At 41.4% G+C, this 15,762-nt stretch carries 11 protein-coding genes; 10 read left to right on the top strand and 1 reads right to left on the bottom strand.

From position 1 onward, the window contains the following. The first annotated feature begins 180 nt into the window (after positions 1-180). From IM319_RS04005 to IM319_RS03980, 6 genes are all read left to right on the top strand, one after another. Complete coding sequence (locus tag IM319_RS04005) at positions 181-2,232, top strand: M3 family metallopeptidase (RefSeq protein ID WP_287734723.1); 2,052 nt, start codon at positions 181-183, stop codon at positions 2,230-2,232. Positions 2,233-2,383: 151 nt separating this feature from the next. Further along, the gene (locus IM319_RS04000; RefSeq protein ID WP_287685798.1) at positions 2,384-2,608 is read left to right on the top strand and encodes a hypothetical protein; all 225 of its coding nucleotides are present in this window, start codon (positions 2,384-2,386) and stop codon (positions 2,606-2,608) included. Continuing rightward, positions 2,605-2,886: a type II toxin-antitoxin system YafQ family toxin gene (locus IM319_RS03995; protein ID WP_287685800.1), complete on the top strand. Its 282-nt coding sequence runs from the start codon at positions 2,605-2,607 to the stop codon at positions 2,884-2,886. Before IM319_RS04000 ends, IM319_RS03995 begins: the two co-directional genes overlap by 4 nt. A 410-nt stretch (positions 2,887-3,296) precedes the next feature. Then, positions 3,297-5,603: a sensor histidine kinase gene (locus IM319_RS03990; protein ID WP_287734722.1), complete on the top strand. Its 2,307-nt coding sequence runs from the start codon at positions 3,297-3,299 to the stop codon at positions 5,601-5,603. Beyond that, positions 5,542-5,988, top strand: coding sequence for a response regulator (locus IM319_RS03985; RefSeq protein WP_286826074.1), 447 nt, complete (start codon positions 5,542-5,544; stop codon positions 5,986-5,988). The genes IM319_RS03990 and IM319_RS03985 overlap by 62 nt, the downstream gene beginning before the upstream one ends. 344 nt (positions 5,989-6,332) lie before the next feature. Next, positions 6,333-7,508: a hybrid sensor histidine kinase/response regulator gene (locus IM319_RS03980; protein ID WP_286826075.1), complete on the top strand. Its 1,176-nt coding sequence runs from the start codon at positions 6,333-6,335 to the stop codon at positions 7,506-7,508. Positions 7,509-7,780: 272 nt separating this feature from the next. Here the strand turns inward: IM319_RS03980 and IM319_RS03975 are convergent, their stop codons facing one another. After that, entirely contained in the window at positions 7,781-8,656 is an 876-nt protein-coding gene (locus IM319_RS03975; RefSeq protein ID WP_287734720.1) for an N-acetylmuramoyl-L-alanine amidase-like domain-containing protein, read from the bottom strand. A gap of 993 nt (positions 8,657-9,649) precedes the next feature. Here IM319_RS03975 and IM319_RS03970 point away from each other — a divergent pair. The 4 genes from IM319_RS03970 (at position 9,650) to IM319_RS03955 (ending at position 15,682) form a co-directional block, all read left to right on the top strand. After that, positions 9,650-13,636 (top strand): magnesium chelatase subunit H, encoded by a 3,987-nt coding sequence (locus IM319_RS03970; protein ID WP_287734718.1) that lies wholly within the window; start codon positions 9,650-9,652, stop codon positions 13,634-13,636. Positions 13,637-13,873: 237 nt separating this feature from the next. Further along, complete coding sequence (locus tag IM319_RS03965) at positions 13,874-14,236, top strand: hypothetical protein (RefSeq protein WP_287710890.1); 363 nt, start codon at positions 13,874-13,876, stop codon at positions 14,234-14,236. Between the two features lie 8 nt (positions 14,237-14,244). Then, positions 14,245-14,751 carry a hypothetical protein gene (locus IM319_RS03960; RefSeq protein WP_193978685.1) on the top strand — a complete coding sequence of 169 codons (507 nt, stop codon included), beginning with the start codon at positions 14,245-14,247 and terminating at the stop codon, positions 14,749-14,751. Positions 14,752-15,277: 526 nt separating this feature from the next. Further along, on the top strand, positions 15,278-15,682 hold the full coding sequence (locus IM319_RS03955) for a hypothetical protein (protein ID WP_287734717.1): 405 nt from the start codon (positions 15,278-15,280) through the stop codon (positions 15,680-15,682). Positions 15,683-15,762 lie beyond the last annotated feature (80 nt).

Raw genomic sequence — 15,762 nt, 5'->3', positions numbered from 1 at the left:
ACATCATTAGAAAAGTAATTCCTGATGTCATTGACCAGGGAATAAAGGGTTTGCCGTTTAATCCTGTAGTGCTTGACCCACTACGAATGACTAAGCTTTCAGACTTTTAAGTAAGTTTGAGTAAGTTTAGTTGAGCGGTAGTAAAAGATACAAATTACTCACCCTTCCAGACCAAAAATTATGACGAATACCAGTAACCCGCTGCTTGTCGGTCAAGGATTACCGGCTTTTGACCAAATCCAACCCGGCCTGATTGTCCCTGGGATGACGCAACTTTTGCAGGAACTGGCCAGAGAATTAACCGATCTAGAAGCGCAGATTATCCCCACCTGGGAAAAATTAGTCGAACCCCTCACCCGGATCGAAGAACGTTTAAGCTGGAGTTGGGGGGTTATCGGTCATCTGATGGGGGTAAAAAATAGCCCAGAATTGCGTCAAGCTTACGAAACCGTACAACCGCAGGTAGTCGAGTTTATTAGCCGTTTAAGCCAAAGTAAACCCATTTATGAGGCATTTTTGTCCCTGCGTCAAGGGGAAAGCTGGGGGCAATTAGACGAGGCACAACAGCGCATTGTCGAAGCTTCCCTGCGAGATGCCCAATTAGCCGGGGTGGGATTAGCAGGGGAGAAAAAAGACAGATTTAACGCGATTCAACTGGAATTAGCGGAAATAACCACGAAATTTTCTAATAACCTCCTCGATGCCACCAAAGCTTTTAAACTGAAACTAACAACCCCAGAAGATATCGCCGGTTTACCCCCTAGTCTCCTTAGTTTAGCGGCCCAAACCGCCCGCGCCCAAGGGGAAACTAACGCCAGCAACGAAACTGGCCCCTGGGTGATTAGCCTCGATTTTCCCAGTTATTTCCCCTTTATGAAGTACAGCGATAATCGGGAATTGCGAGAAAAACTCTATAAAGCCTACGTTAGTCGGGCTGATCTGGGAGAATTGGATAATAATCCCTTAATCGATCGCATTTTGCAACTTCGTCAGGAACAAGCTCATCTTCTAGGTTATAGTACCTACGCCGAGGTCAGTCTTGCCCGGAAAATGGCCAATTCTGTGGATGAAATCGAGAAATTGCTTGACAATTTGCGCCAAGTAAGCTATGAAGCGGCAAAAGAGGATTTAGAGGCCTTAAAAACTTTTGCGGAAACCGACGATCTCAAGCATTGGGATATAGCCTATTGGTCAGAAAAACAGCGTCAGGCCAAGTTTAACTTTAGTGCCGAGGAATTACGCCCCTATTTCCCCCTACCACGGGTTTTAGAAGGCATATTTAGCCTCGCTAAACGGATTTTTGGGGTAGAAATTATCGCCGCTGACGGTAAAGCACCTATCTGGCATCCCGATGTGCGTTATTTCCAGATTAACGACGAAAAGGGCGAAAAAATCGCCTATTTCTACCTCGATGCCTACAGTCGTCCCGCCGAAAAACGTGGCGGCGCTTGGATGGATGTCTGTATCGGTCGCGCCAAAACCAGTGCCGAGGTGCGTTTACCTGTGGCTTATTTAATCTGCAATCAAACGCCTCCAGTAGATGGAAACCCCAGTTTAATGACCTTTGAGGAGGTAACTACCCTCTTTCACGAATTTGGCCACGGTTTACAGCATATGTTAACCACTGTGGATTATTCCGGCGCGGCGGGCATTAATAACGTTGAGTGGGACGCAGTGGAATTGCCCAGTCAATTTATGGAAAATTGGTGTTATGATCGCCCTACTTTAATGAGTATGGCCAAACACTACGAAACTGGCGAAACTCTCCCCGAACATTACTACCAAAAACTGCTCCTAACTAAGAATTATATGAGTGGTTCGGCCATGTTGCGTCAGTTACATTTGTCTCTAGTAGATTTGGAATTACACCATCGTTATCAACCGAATGGCAGCGAAACTCCTAAACAAGTCAGACAGCGTTTAGCAGCGACGACGACGATAATTCCTCCTCTACCGGAAGATGCTTTCTTATGTTCTTTTGGGCATATTTTCGCCGGCGGTTATGCGGCGGGTTACTATAGTTATAAATGGGCAGAAGTCCTCAGCGCCGATGCTTTTGCCGCTTTCGAGGAAGTGGGATTAGATAACGAAGAAGCAGTGAAAGCGATCGGTCGCCGTTTTCGCGATACTGTCTTAGCTATGGGGGGAAGTTCCCATCCTATGAATGTTTTTAAAGCTTTCCGCGGTCGCGAACCTAGTACCGAACCTCTCCTCCGTCATAGCGGATTATAAAAGTAGCCAAAAACTTTTCTTTGTGGTGCGTTACGGCGATATTTAGCTCTTGATTTTTTCCCTAAAAACAAGGGATTGCCTGACGCACTCTACTTGACTATATTGTGATAACATATCGGAAAAAAAAGTTAACTAACAGGAGTAAACTTTAATGAGTATCGCATTTTTTCAAGATCTGATCGAATCGGTAGAGAGTCTATCCATTGAAGACCAAGATTATTTGTTTGAGCTAATTCGTAAAAGACGCATTGAGAAACGCCGCGATGAGATGACTAAAAATGGCGAAGAAACCTTAAAATCTTTAGCAATGGGAACAGCAAAAAAAGGCAGTGCTGAAGAGATAATGGCTTATTTGTTAGAGGATGAAGAAAAATGAAATTAGTTGCTGACAAAAGCTTTAAAAGAGCTTTTCAACGCTTAATCAGCAAAAATACTCAACTACAAAGCAAGGTATCAGAGGTTCTATATTTGTTAGAAGATAATCCCTTCACCCCCTCTTTAAAATCCCATAAGCTTACAGGTAGATTAGAAGGTTATTGGTCATGTTCTGTTAGTTACGATTGCCGTATTATTTTTACTTTTCGTCAAGATACTGATTCAGGAGAAACTTTAATTGTTATAGTTGATATTGGAAAACATGATCAAGTTTACTGATTTATCTCTTTAATTTGTTCTTGCTTATCAATTGTACAACCACAGTGGGATGCCGAAGGCACTGCCTAGCAGATCGCCTACTTTTCTAGCGTGCGTTCCTTGAAATTTTTGGGTCTGAAACCCCTTAACTACCATATATTTTTATGAAGAATTATCTGTCCCTTGTAACATTAACTCTTAATTCTTAACAAATTACCATAGATTCTCAACAGAAAAACTGATTATAATAAAGGAAAATGAACAGAACTGCTCGATCGATAGATAACTGATTAATTAAAGTTTTATTACTTTTGATGTCCAGGGATTAAGAGAAGTAAATTTATTCTCGATCGCTCCCTGAAAGTGAGAAGAAATAGTTTTAATAAACAAAGAGTTTTCAACTTGGCAAAAATCCTCTGGGGGTAATACACATGGAAGTTCTAACCGAGACAATTAACCCAACTTCGATCGAACGGGAACCGATCCATCTCTATAACCGAATTCAACCGCACGGAGTGCTTTTAGTTCTCAGCGAACCGGAGCTAAAAGTCAGCCAAACTAGCAGTAATAGCCGCAGTTTATTGGGCATTTCTCCGGGGGAAATTATCGGTAAAACCCTAGAGGAAATCTTCGATCCCTTTCAGATCGATCCTCTAAAATCAGCCATAGAAAATAACGATTTTGATGCTATCAATCCCTCCAAAATTTGGGCGCGGGTTAAAGGGGATGATTTTGCCGTCTTTGATGCTATTTTCCACCGTAACGCCGAACAAATGCTGATTTTAGAGTTAGAACCAGCTATTTCCTATGAAAACATTCCTTTCCTGAGATTCTATCACCTAGCCAAAACTTCGATCGATAAACTTGAAGCCACCCGTAGCCTGAAAGATTTCTGTAATATCATCGTTAAAGAAGTGCGAAAAATGACAGGATTCGATCGAGTTATGTTATACAAATTCGACGAAGAAGATAACGGTGATGTGATAGCAGAAGACAAAATAGAGCAACTAGAACCCTATCTCGGTTTACGTTATCCCGCTTCCGATATCCCTCTCCCGGCACGAAATTTATTAACTGCTAATTGGATTCGACAGATTCCCGATGCCACCTCTGAACCCGTCGATCTAGTGCCTATTCTTCATCCCGAAACTCAACAACCTTTAAATTTAACCCTGTCCAGTCTTAGAAGTGCTTCTCCCTGTCATTTAGAATACCTGCATAATATGGGAGTGGGAGCATCTCTAACCATTTCTCTGATTGAAAATAAACGTCTCTGGGGTATTATTGCCTGTCATCACCGCACCCCCAAATATGTACCCTACGAACTCCGTAAAGCTTGTGAATTTTTGGGACGAGTAATCTTTTCGGAAATATCGGCACGGGAAGAAACCGAGGATTATGACTATCGAGTAAAATTAAACTTTGTGCAGTTGCAATTAATCGATTATATGGCTAAAGCTAATAACTTTATTGATGGATTAATTGCCCATAAACCTAATCTACTCGATCTAACTAAAGCTACAGGAGCCGCTATTTGTTTAGGCGGCAATTATACCTTAATTGGAGTAACCCCGAGCGAAGAAGAACTAAATTATCTGATTACTTGGCTAGAAAAAAACGTCCATGAAGATGTTTACTATACCAATTCCTTACCGCGAATTTATGCCGATGCGGGTAAGTTTAAAGACATTGCCAGTGGTTTACTAGCAATTCCCATTTCTAAACGTAATTATCTCCTCTGGTTTCGTCCGGAAGTAATTCAAACCGTGAACTGGGGTGGTGATCCGGGTAAAGCGATCGAAACGACTGCCATAGATGGTGATATTCGTCTCTGTCCGCGTAAATCTTTCTCCCTCTGGAAAGAAACCGTTCGCCTCAAATCTTTACCCTGGAAAGCAGTAGAAATTAACGCGGCACTAGAATTACGAAAAGCGATCGTCAATATCATCTTAAAACAAGCCGATGAATTGGCCCGTTTGGCGCGGGATTTGGAACTATCAAACGCCGAATTAAAAAAATTCGCCTACGTCGCTTCCCACGATTTACAGGAACCCCTCAATCAAGTCGCCAACTATGTGCAGTTGCTAGAAATGCGCTACACCGAAGAACTGGACGAAGATGCTAAAGAATTTATTACTTTTGCCGTCGAAGGTGTCAGTTTGATGCAAACATTAATAGATGATGTGCTGGCTTACTCGAAAGTGGATATGCAGGCGGTAGAGTTTAATACCATCGATGCTAATCTGGCACTGGAAAAAGCTCTCGCTAACCTGAAAGGGAGAATTCAAGAAAGTCAAGCTATGATCACCGTTGATCCTTTGCCAATTGTCATGGCAGATAAAACCCAGTTAATGCAATTGTTCCAAAATCTCATCGGTAATGCGATTAAATTCCGAGGAAAAGCAACTCCCACTATTCATATTGCTGCCCAACGTCAAGAAGAGGAATGGCTGTTCTCTGTCACCGATAATGGAATTGGTATCGATCCCCGATTTTCCGAACGCATTTTCGTGATTTTCCAACGACTGCACACCCGCGACGAGTACCCCGGCACAGGTATGGGTTTAGCGATTTGTAAGAAAATTATCGAGTGTCATCGCGGACGAATTTGGGTAGAATCCCAATTAGGCAAAGGAGCGGTTTTCTGTTTTACAATTCCCCTAGGAGGTGACGAGCGTGAGCGCTGGCGAGGACGTGCCACACAAAATTATCTTATTAGTGGAGGACAGCAAGGCTGATATTCGCCTCATTCAAGAGGCATTAAAAACTAGCACCGTCCCGCACGAATTAGTTATCGTTAGGGATGGTGTCAGCGCTATGGATTATCTGCGTCGAGAAGGGGAGTATCTCGATTCTCCCCGTCCTAATCTGATTCTTCTCGATCTGAATTTACCAAGAAAAGACGGACGGGAGGTATTAGCGGAAATAAAAAACGATCCCAGTTTAAAAAGAATTCCTGTGGTGGTTTTAACCACTTCTCGCAACGAGGAGGATATTTTTTATAGCTATGAACTGCACGTTAATTGTTATATAACCAAGTCACGCAATCTCAAAGATTTGTTCAAAATTGTCAAAAATATCGAGGCTTTTTGGTTAGAAACCGCTACTTTACCCGGGGAGTGAATCATTATCAGTTAGTAGTTATCAGTTATCAGTTATCAGTTATCAGTTATCAGTTATCAGGTTTGAGTTTTCAGTTAGTAGTATCAAGTGGCAAGTTCGGAGCTTTCTTTTCACTGTTTACTGTTTACTGTTTACTGTTTACTGTTTACTGTTTACTGTTTACTGTTTACTGTTTACTGTTTACTGTTTACTGTTTACTGTTTACTGTTTACTGTTTACTGTTTACTGTTTATTGTTTACTGTTTACTGATTACTGATTACTGTTTACTGTTTACTGTTTACTGATCACTGAAAAATCTTCCCACTCCCTAACCTCCCAAATCTCTTTAACTCTTGATTAAAAAATGGGACTCTCGCAGGATATAAAAGTTCTTTTAATCGAGGATAATTTAGCCGAAGCTCGATTATTAAAAGAAATTCTTAAGGGTAATGAAAAAAAAGAATTTCATCTGGTTAATGTCTCAAGATTATCCGAGGCGATTTCTCTGTTACAACAAACAAATTTTGATGTAATTTTATTAGATTTAACTTTACCAGATAGTCAGGGTTTGGAATCCTTAGCTCCCCTTTTAATTACGGCTCCGAAATTGCCGATCGTGGTTTTAACTAATACTAATGATGATAATTTAGCTTTGGCAGCACTGCGTCAGGGAGCGCAGGATTATTTAATTAAAAGAGAGGTAAGTTTAGAAATTTTAACTCGATCGCTATGTTATGCGATCGAGCGAAAACAGATGGAGGAAGCTTTACGAGAATCGAACGAAGCTTTAAAAATGAGCGTGATTGAACGTACTAATCAACTGGAAAAAGCTCAGGAATTAAATCAGTTAAGAACCGAATTTGTTTCCATGTTATCCCACGATTTTCGCAATCCTTTAAATAAAATTTTACTCTCGGCTGGATTATTAGAAGAAAGTCGCGATCGGTTGACAAAAGATCAGCAAGTTAGCTATTTTCGCATGATTCGATCGGCCATTAAAGACATGGATCAATTGCTCACAGAAGTGTTATTAATTGGCCGGGCCGATTCCGGGAGATTATACTGTCAATTTGATCTGGTGGATTTACTGGATTATTGTCAGAAATTAGTAGAATCTTTTACGGTTAAGCCGGAGCCGCAATTAGCAATTATTTTCCAAGTTGAAGGCAGCTTAGAAAGAGGACTTTGGGATATAAATTTAATTAAACATATCTTGACAAATTTACTGGGAAATGCTCTCAAATATTCACCCCAAGGCAACCCCGTAGAATTTAAGATTATTGTTGAATCCGAGCAGGTAGTCTTTAAAATTGTCGATCGAGGGATTGGTATTCCCAGCAAAGATAAAGAAAATTTATTTAAACCTTTTTATCGCGGTAGCAATGTCGATAATATTCAAGGAACGGGATTAGGATTAGCCATTGTCGGACGCTGTGTGGAAGCGCACAAAGGACAAATTTACCTGGAAAGTGAGGAAGGAAAAGGCACAAAGATCACGGTGATTTTACCGATTATTACCGACATTGAACACCTAAATTGAGATGAACAATAGGGTGGGACCACAATTTTTTTCTGCTGCCCTCGCTGCCTATCTAGGGTCTGCTGAATAAATCTAAAAACCTTGTTGGGTAAGACTTTTAGACTTTTTGTCAATCAAAAAGTACTAGGCATGGGAGTGATCAGGGGGAAAATTCAGGTACTTTTTCCCTGAAAATTAGGTAGTTGACCACCTGAAAATCGGTAAAACCCTACACCCCACACCCCACACCCCACACCCTACCCCCACCGAAAAACTTTTTCAGCAGACCCTATCTACCTATTTCTTGGATCAAGGGAACGAACGACAAAAATACCGATGGCTTTGTCCACTTTAGTGATATATTTTTCTAGGTCTTTAGCAATGGTAACTTGACCCGCAGGAGAGGCATGAATTAAGCCAATTTTGCCGTCAGGAAAGCGATAAACTAGACCGGTATGGGTGGTATCTAAACCAGCGATATTAGTCACGACACCGATAATATCGCCAGCTTGCAGTTGTGGATAAATATCTTTAATCTTAGCGGTGGGAATATAGGTTAAGGATAAGCTTTCTAATTGCTTTTCTACCTGTTGAATACAATCGTAATTACTTTGAGTTTTTAACTGGGGATATAGATGGCGGTTTTTGCTGATAAAGTTGAGCTTTTTGTCAAGAGTAATTCCACCTAATTTTTGAGTAATATTTTTTAGATTGCCTCGTTTTTGGTTGTCATTAATCCAATCGGAAAAGTAATGCAGACGACTACAATAACCGTCGAGAATACCGTGGCGATAACGTTGATTTAAGACCTGCTGACTAAAAGCAGAATACTGATAATTTTTTAAAGCAAAATTGTGACTCAAAGCGAGAACTGTTTCCACAAAGAGGACACAATCAAACTCTTTTAAAGAGATAAATAATTTTTCTGTTGCCGAGCGATCGAGTAATCCTGCTTGATATTTTGCTCCTAAAAATTGAGTGGCGATATTCTGGATTATATCAGCCATGGCTAGGCGATCGAGTTGTTGATTTTGAGCGTACTGTACCAGTTTTTGATAATTAGGATCGCTTACTTCTTGAGCAAGAATAGTTTCCGATTGAGCTATGCTCAAGGGAATTAAAACAGGATTAATTAATAAATAGGGTAAAGTTATCCAATTTAAAAACATTGTCGATCGGTTACTGAAAATAATAGAGTTTATCATCGACTTAATAGTCACGGATTCTAGTTTGGCTACAAGAAAACCAAGACTGGAATCCTGAAAGCATTCCCTTACCCTAGTAAAAGTTTCACTAAAACTAATCATCGGAATCTTAAATAGGGTCTGCTGAAAAAGTTTTTCGGTGGGGGTAGGGTGTGGGGTGTGGGGTGTGGGGTGTGGGGTGTAGGGTTTTACCGATTTTCAGGTGGTCAACTACCTAATTTTCAGGGAAAAAGTACCTGAATTTTCCCCCTGATCACTCCCATCTCTGGTACTTTTTGATTGACAAAAAGTCTAAAAGTCTTACCCAACAAGGTTTTTAGCTTTATTCAGCAAACCCTATCTAAATTACTCCTTAAGACTGCACCGGAGTGCCAGAGTTGCCAGTTCGAGCATTTGTACTAAAATTTCCCCTACTCAGTTTAAATCCAGTGCAGCTTACCTGCTACTGACTTGAAAGTGGGTGTAGGGTGTAGGGTGTGGGGTGTAGGTAAGGAAACCTCTTTCATCTGTGGGGGTGAAAATTTTTTCATCGGGACTGACTCCTAACCCTAACAACAATTTTTGATTTTTACCAGAGGTCTAGCATAAGAACAAAAAGCTGATCTTGATTGAGTTATAGCACTTGCAGATGTCTCATCATCATGTGTTAACAGCGAAATCTCGTCTGAGTTGCTATTCCTTACCACTTTTAATTAAAAAAGTCAATAGATTAAATATTAATTTTTGTAAAGAAAAGCTTGAGCAGTTACTCAGAAAGCTCTTTACCATCTGTTACAAAATCTGGCAAGATATTTATCGAATTGTGTCAAAACCCAGAGTAAATGCTCATTGGGGTGACATTTTCTGATACAAGACAGAAACATATATATCTAAATACCTTAAACAAAGGGCGATCGTCATCAGATGACGAAAATCACTTCATACCAGACTCAGCAATCCTAAGGAGAACCATCATATATGTTCACTCACGTCAAGTCCACCATTCGTCACATAGTTCCCGACGCGTTGAATGGTCGCTCGCTGGTCAAGGTGGTCTATGTCGTGCTAGAACCTCAGTACCAAAGTGCGCTGAGTAGTGCCGTCAGGGAAATCAACGCTAACAACCCGAAACTAGCGATCGAAATTAGTGGTTATTTAATCGAAGAACTGCGCGATGGGGAAAATTATCGCAATTTTCAAGAGGATATAGCCAAAGCTAATATTTTCATTGCCTCTCTCATCTTTATCGAAGATTTAGCCGATAAAGTTGTGGCCGCTGTCAGTCCCCATCGGGATAAATTAGACGCGGCGATCGTCTTTCCCTCCATGCCCCAGGTAATGCGCTTAAATAAATTAGGCAGCTTTTCCATGGCCCAATTGGGACAGTCCAAGAGTGTCATCGCTAACTTTATGAAAAAGCGCAAGGAAAACTCCGGCGCTGGTTTCCAAGATGCGATGTTAAAGTTATTGCGAACCTTACCGCAAGTCCTGAAATACCTCCCCATGGAAAAAGCTCAGGATGCGCGCAACTTTATGTTAAGTTTCCAGTATTGGCTAGGAGGTTCCGCAGAAAATTTAGAGAACTTCCTGTTAATGTTGGCCGATAAGTACGTCTTCGATAACAAGGATGACAGCGTAGTTTACAAAGAACCGGTAGTTTATCCAGATCTCGGTATCTGGCATCCTTTATCCATGAAAATGTTCGAGGATGTCAAGGAATACTTCGCTTGGTACAATAACCGCAGTGATATTGCCGATGACCTAAAAGACCCCTTGGCTCCCTGTGTTGGCTTAATTTTACAGAGAACTCACCTCGTTACTGGTGATGACGCTCATTATGTCGCTCTCGTGCAGGAATTCGAGTCTATGGGTGCGCGAGTCCTTCCCGTTTTTGCTGGGGGATTAGACTTTTCTAAACCCGTAGAAGAATATTTCTGGGATAAAAGCTTAAAAGGAGTGGCAGCGGTTCCCATCGTCGATACAGTAATTTCCCTGACGGGATTTGCTTTAGTGGGAGGTCCAGCGCGACAAGATCACCCGAAAGCGATAGAATCCTTAAAACGTCTCAATCGTCCCTATATGTGCGCGTTACCGCTAGTTTTCCAAACTACTCAGGAATGGGAAGAAAGCGATTTGGGGTTACACCCGATTCAAGTGGCGCTACAGATTGCCATTCCGGAATTAGACGGTGCGATCGAACCTATTATATTATCGGGCCGGGATGGGGCCACGGGTAAAGCGATCGCCTTACAAGACCGGGTAGAAGCGATCGCTCAACGGGCGCTAAAATGGGCTACTCTAAGAAAGAAACCGAAACTAAACAAAAAAGTCGCCATCACCGTCTTTAGTTTCCCCCCCGATAAAGGGAATGTGGGAACCGCAGCCTATCTAGATGTGTTCGGTTCCATCTACGAAGTGATGCAAGCGTTACAAAATAACGGTTATGACTTGCAAGACTTACCCGCATCTCCCCGAGAACTGATGGAAGCGGTAATCCATGATGCTCAAGCACAATACCATAGTCCGGAGCTAAATATCGCCTATCGGATGTCCGTACCCGAATACGAACGCTTAACCCCCTATTCCGTCCGTTTAGAGGAAAATTGGGGACCACCTCCCGGACATCTCAACAGTGATGGACAAAATCTTTTAATCTACGGGAAAGAATTCGGTAACGTCTTTATTGGGGTTCAACCCACCTTCGGTTATGAAGGGGATCCCATGCGTCTGCTATTTTCTCGTTCTGCTAGTCCCCACCACGGTTTTGCAGCCTACTATACCTATCTCAATCAAGTCTGGAAAGCAGACGCAGTTCTCCATTTTGGCACCCACGGATCCTTAGAATTTATGCCGGGGAAACAGATGGGAATGTCTGGAGAATGCTACCCCGATAACCTCATCGGGATGATTCCCAACCTCTACTATTATGCCGCTAATAACCCCAGCGAAGCGACGATCGCTAAACGTCGCAGTTATGCGGAAACTATCTCCTATCTCACTCCCCCCGCAGAAAATGCCGGACTTTACAAAGGGTTAAAAGAACTGAGCGAGTTGATCGGTTCTTACCAAACCCTGAAGGATAGTGGGCGTGGGGTGCAAATTGTCAATACCATTGTCGATAAATGTTTATTAGTCAATCTCGACAAGGATATAAGTTTACCTGATGGTGACACCGCCCATCTCAGTCAAGAAGAACGGGATAATATCGTCGGTTCCGTCTATCGCAAACTGATGGAAATTGAATCGCGCTTACTTCCCTGCGGACTTCACGTTATCGGGAAACCCCCCTCGGCGCTCGAAGCGATCGCAACTTTAGTCAATATTGCCAGTTTAGACCGGGAAGAAGACGATTTACTTTCCTTACCCCGAATTATTGCCAACAGCATCGGCCGGGATATAGAGGAAGTTTATCGCAATAGCGATCGAGGGGTGTTAGAGGATGTGGAATTACTGCAAAACATCACCCTCGCGACTCGCGCTGCCGTTTCCGCTTTAGTCAAATCCCAAACCGACGCAGAAGGTCGGGTATCGATGCTTTCTAAGCTGAATTTCTTGAATATAGGCAAGAAATCGCCTTGGATCGAAACTTTACAGGAAATGGGTTATCCAAAAGTTGATCCGGTCGCGTTAAAACCCCTGTTTGAATACCTAGAATTTTGTTTAGAACAGGTCTGTGCTGATAATGAATTAGGGGCCCTATTAAAAGCATTAGAAGGGGAATACGTTCTTCCCGGTCCCGGTGGCGACCCCATCCGTAACCCCGGAGTTTTACCGACGGGTAAAAATATCCACGCTTTAGATCCCCAGTCTATCCCGACCCTAGCGGCGGTAAAATCGGCTAAAATCGTGGTAGATCGTCTGTTAGAACGGCAAAAACTGGATAATGGCGGTAAATATCCCGAAACCATCGCTTGTGTTCTCTGGGGAACCGATAACATCAAAACCTATGGGGAATCCCTAGCACAAATTCTCTGGATGGTGGGAGTTCGTCCTGTTCCCGATGCTTTAGGACGGGTGAATAAACTGGAATTAATTCCCCTAGAGGAGTTGGGAAGACCGCGCATTGATGTGGTGGTCAACTGTTCCGGTGTCTTCCGGGATTTATTTATCAATCAGATGAACTTGCTTGACCAAGGTGTAAAAATGGCCGCGGAAGCAAACGAACCGATGGAGATGAATTATGTCCGCAAACACGCAATTGAACAAGCAAAAGAAATGGGTTTAACGGTTCGACAGGCAGCCACCCGCATCTTTTCTAATGCTTCCGGTTCCTATTCTTCTAACATCAATCTCGCGGTGGAAAATAGCAGTTGGGAAGACGAAAAAGAGTTACAGAATATGTATCTCAACCGCAAGGGTTTTGCTTTCGATTCCGATAATCCCGGGATGATGGCCGATAATCGTCAGTTGTTTGAAGCATCCTTAAAAACTGCCGAGGCAACTTTCCAAAACTTGGATTCTAGCGAAATTAGTTTAACCGATGTTTCCCACTATTTCGACTCGGATCCCACCAAAGTTGTCGCTAGTTTACGGGATGATGGCAAAAAACCGGCAGCCTATATTGCCGATACTACCACCGCTAACGCTCAAGTGCGTACTTTATCGGAAACCGTCCGTTTAGATACCCGCACCAAGTTACTCAATCCCAAATGGTACGAGGGAATGTTAAATCACGGTTACGAAGGTGTCCGGGAATTATCGAAGCGTTTGGTTAATACCATGGGATGGTCTGCAACTGCTGACGCGGTGGATAATTGGGTTTATGAAGATGTCAACACCACCTTTATTCAAGATGAGGAAATGTGTCAGCGTCTGATGAATCTCAATCCTAATTCTTTCCGCAAGATGGTGGGAACCCTGCTAGAAGTTAATGGTCGCGGTTACTGGGAAACTTCCCAGTCGAATTTAGACCGCTTACAGGAACTTTATCAAGAAGTGGAAGACCGTATCGAAGGAATCGAGTAGAATAGATAGATAAGACTTGAGAGACTGGCTAATTACCGGTCTCTTGAGTTGTCAAAAAAGATGAAAAATAACTTTTGGGGGTTAATTTGGTCTAGTTTTAGAGAAGTCAACAACTCGATTTTGACGATTCTATCCTATGCCATTTCGATTTTACTGGCTGTAGTGGCTAGTAAGGCATCAGTTCCTTTGTATCTTCTAATCATCATCGTGACTTTATCTTTACTGATAATCGCTACCTTGGTTAGAGCTTTGGAAAAAGCTTTAGAAGAATACGCTAAAATGAAACAGAGTATGATTCCTAAGATATTGCGAGTTCAAAAGGACGCAAACAATAATATTGAATGCTTACTGGAAGCATCAGATTTATTCGCCGCTCAATCTATGATATCTTTGTATTATACAGATGAAGATGATTTCGAGAGGTTGATAGGAGTAGGATTCGTCCAGTCTATCAATAATAAGAAACGAATTCAAGTGGTGATCGATGAACCAAAAATAACCTATCAATATATTTTAGATAAACTGGCCAACAATGATTTAAAAGTTATGCAACAAACTAGAGTTAGTCCGAGCGTTATTAAGAAATACAATCAACCATAGAGGTAGAAATGGAAAACGTCACAGAAACTCCCCTTTTATCCCCCAAAGGAACTTTTCCTGCCACTGTCGTTAAGGTTATTGACGACTATAAATTAGTAATGAATAGAGGTGAACAAAACGGAATTCGAGAAGGTCAAAGAATGATGGTTTATCGTATCGATGACGAAGAAATATTAGATCCGCATACTGGCGAATCTTTAGGGTTTCTCGAATTAGTAAGAGGTACGGGAAGAATTATTTTTGTTCAAGATAAAATATCTATTATAGAATCAGACAAAAAGCCAGACATAGATTTAAATAAACTTTCTTATTTGATCGTAGAATATTTGCAGAAACCTAGAGAATTGTCTGAATTATCTTATATCCCTCCCTTGACTCCTTCTGGAATTGAATACTTAGCAAAGAAAGAGTTACAATCAAATAGAGAAAGAGAGTTAAAATCAATGATTGATAAATTAGGAGAAAGACTACCGTTTGAAAATCCTCAAGTTGGCGATCTAGTCAAGCCTATTTAATCGTTATAATCAAAAATTAGTCCAGTTGTGCATTTTATTCAGCAAAAAAAGGATTAAGAGGGTTTCTGTCGGGTTGTCGGGTTTCGTAGCCTCAACCCGACCTACTAATTTACTACTTTTTTGCCCACACGAACACGACAACGATAATCTAGATTGGCACGATAAGTCCCTCCTATATCTAGAACTGAGACCAGACCATCCATAAAGTACCGTCTAGGAATAGAGTAATTTTGGGAAGAAATGTCACGATAGTATTTTTTTACCATAACACCCTCGTTTAAGTTATGTGTACCCTTTGATTCTAGCATTTTATCATAGCAATTTTTTGAATTTATAAGAAATTATCACACTCAACCCCTTTTTTGCAGTTATAATACATAGCTTCGACAGTCGTACTATTAATGATCAAGGCAATTGACCGACCTTATCATTAAATCCTGACAAATATAAGTTTAAATTATAGCTATTGCGCCCTAAGAGCGATAATATTTAATATTAACCAGATTTATACCAAAGATAAATCATTATGGAAAACGTCACAGAAATTCCCCTTTTATCTCCCAAAGGAACTTTTCCTGCCAAAGTTGTCAAAGTTATTGACGACTATAAATTAGTAATGAATAGAGGTGAACAGAACGGAATTCGAGAAGGTCAAAGAATGATGGTTTATCGTATCGATGACGAAGAAATATTAGATCCCCATACTGGCGAATCTTTAGGGTTTCTCGAATTAGTAAGAGGTACGGGAAGAGTAATTTTAGTTCAAGATAAAATATCTATAATTGAAACCGATCGGAAAAAAACTTATAGAAAAAGAATAGAAAATACTCCTTTTGCATTGAGCAGTTATAAATCTGAAGTGGTAGAATCCGGCTCTTCGGTTTGTGTTATGCAATGGACGGGGGTTATAAGGGATGGAACCCTTATATAGAAAGGCATTTAGCGATTTTTGTCAATTGTTTTTGATCTAGAGCGAACTAATCAATTAAGTCTCTTACCAGATAAGGATTT

The sequence above is a fragment of the Microcystis sp. M113S1 genome (assembly GCF_020246945.1).
In the GTDB taxonomy this organism is placed as follows: Bacteria; Cyanobacteriota; Cyanobacteriia; order Cyanobacteriales; family Microcystaceae; genus Microcystis.
This window is presented reverse-complemented; position numbering and strand designations above follow the sequence as displayed.

What these genes read in the sequence shown, in the direction of transcription:
- IM319_RS04000 (WP_287685798.1), top strand. Translation starts at nt 2,384, where the DNA reads ATGAGTATCGCATTTTTTCAAGATCTGATCGAATCGGTAGAGAGTCTA.
- IM319_RS03960 (WP_193978685.1), top strand. Translation starts at nt 14,245, where the DNA reads ATGGAAAACGTCACAGAAACTCCCCTTTTATCCCCCAAAGGAACTTTT.
- IM319_RS03980 (WP_286826075.1), top strand. Translation starts at nt 6,333, where the DNA reads ATGGGACTCTCGCAGGATATAAAAGTTCTTTTAATCGAGGATAATTTA.
- IM319_RS03970 (WP_287734718.1), top strand. Translation starts at nt 9,650, where the DNA reads ATGTTCACTCACGTCAAGTCCACCATTCGTCACATAGTTCCCGACGCG.
- IM319_RS03975 (WP_287734720.1), bottom strand. Translation starts at nt 8,656, where the DNA reads ATGTTTTTAAATTGGATAACTTTACCCTATTTATTAATTAATCCTGTT.
- IM319_RS03955 (WP_287734717.1), top strand. Translation starts at nt 15,278, where the DNA reads ATGGAAAACGTCACAGAAATTCCCCTTTTATCTCCCAAAGGAACTTTT.
- IM319_RS03995 (WP_287685800.1), top strand. Translation starts at nt 2,605, where the DNA reads ATGAAATTAGTTGCTGACAAAAGCTTTAAAAGAGCTTTTCAACGCTTA.
- IM319_RS04005 (WP_287734723.1), top strand. Translation starts at nt 181, where the DNA reads ATGACGAATACCAGTAACCCGCTGCTTGTCGGTCAAGGATTACCGGCT.
- IM319_RS03990 (WP_287734722.1), top strand. Translation starts at nt 3,297, where the DNA reads ATGGAAGTTCTAACCGAGACAATTAACCCAACTTCGATCGAACGGGAA.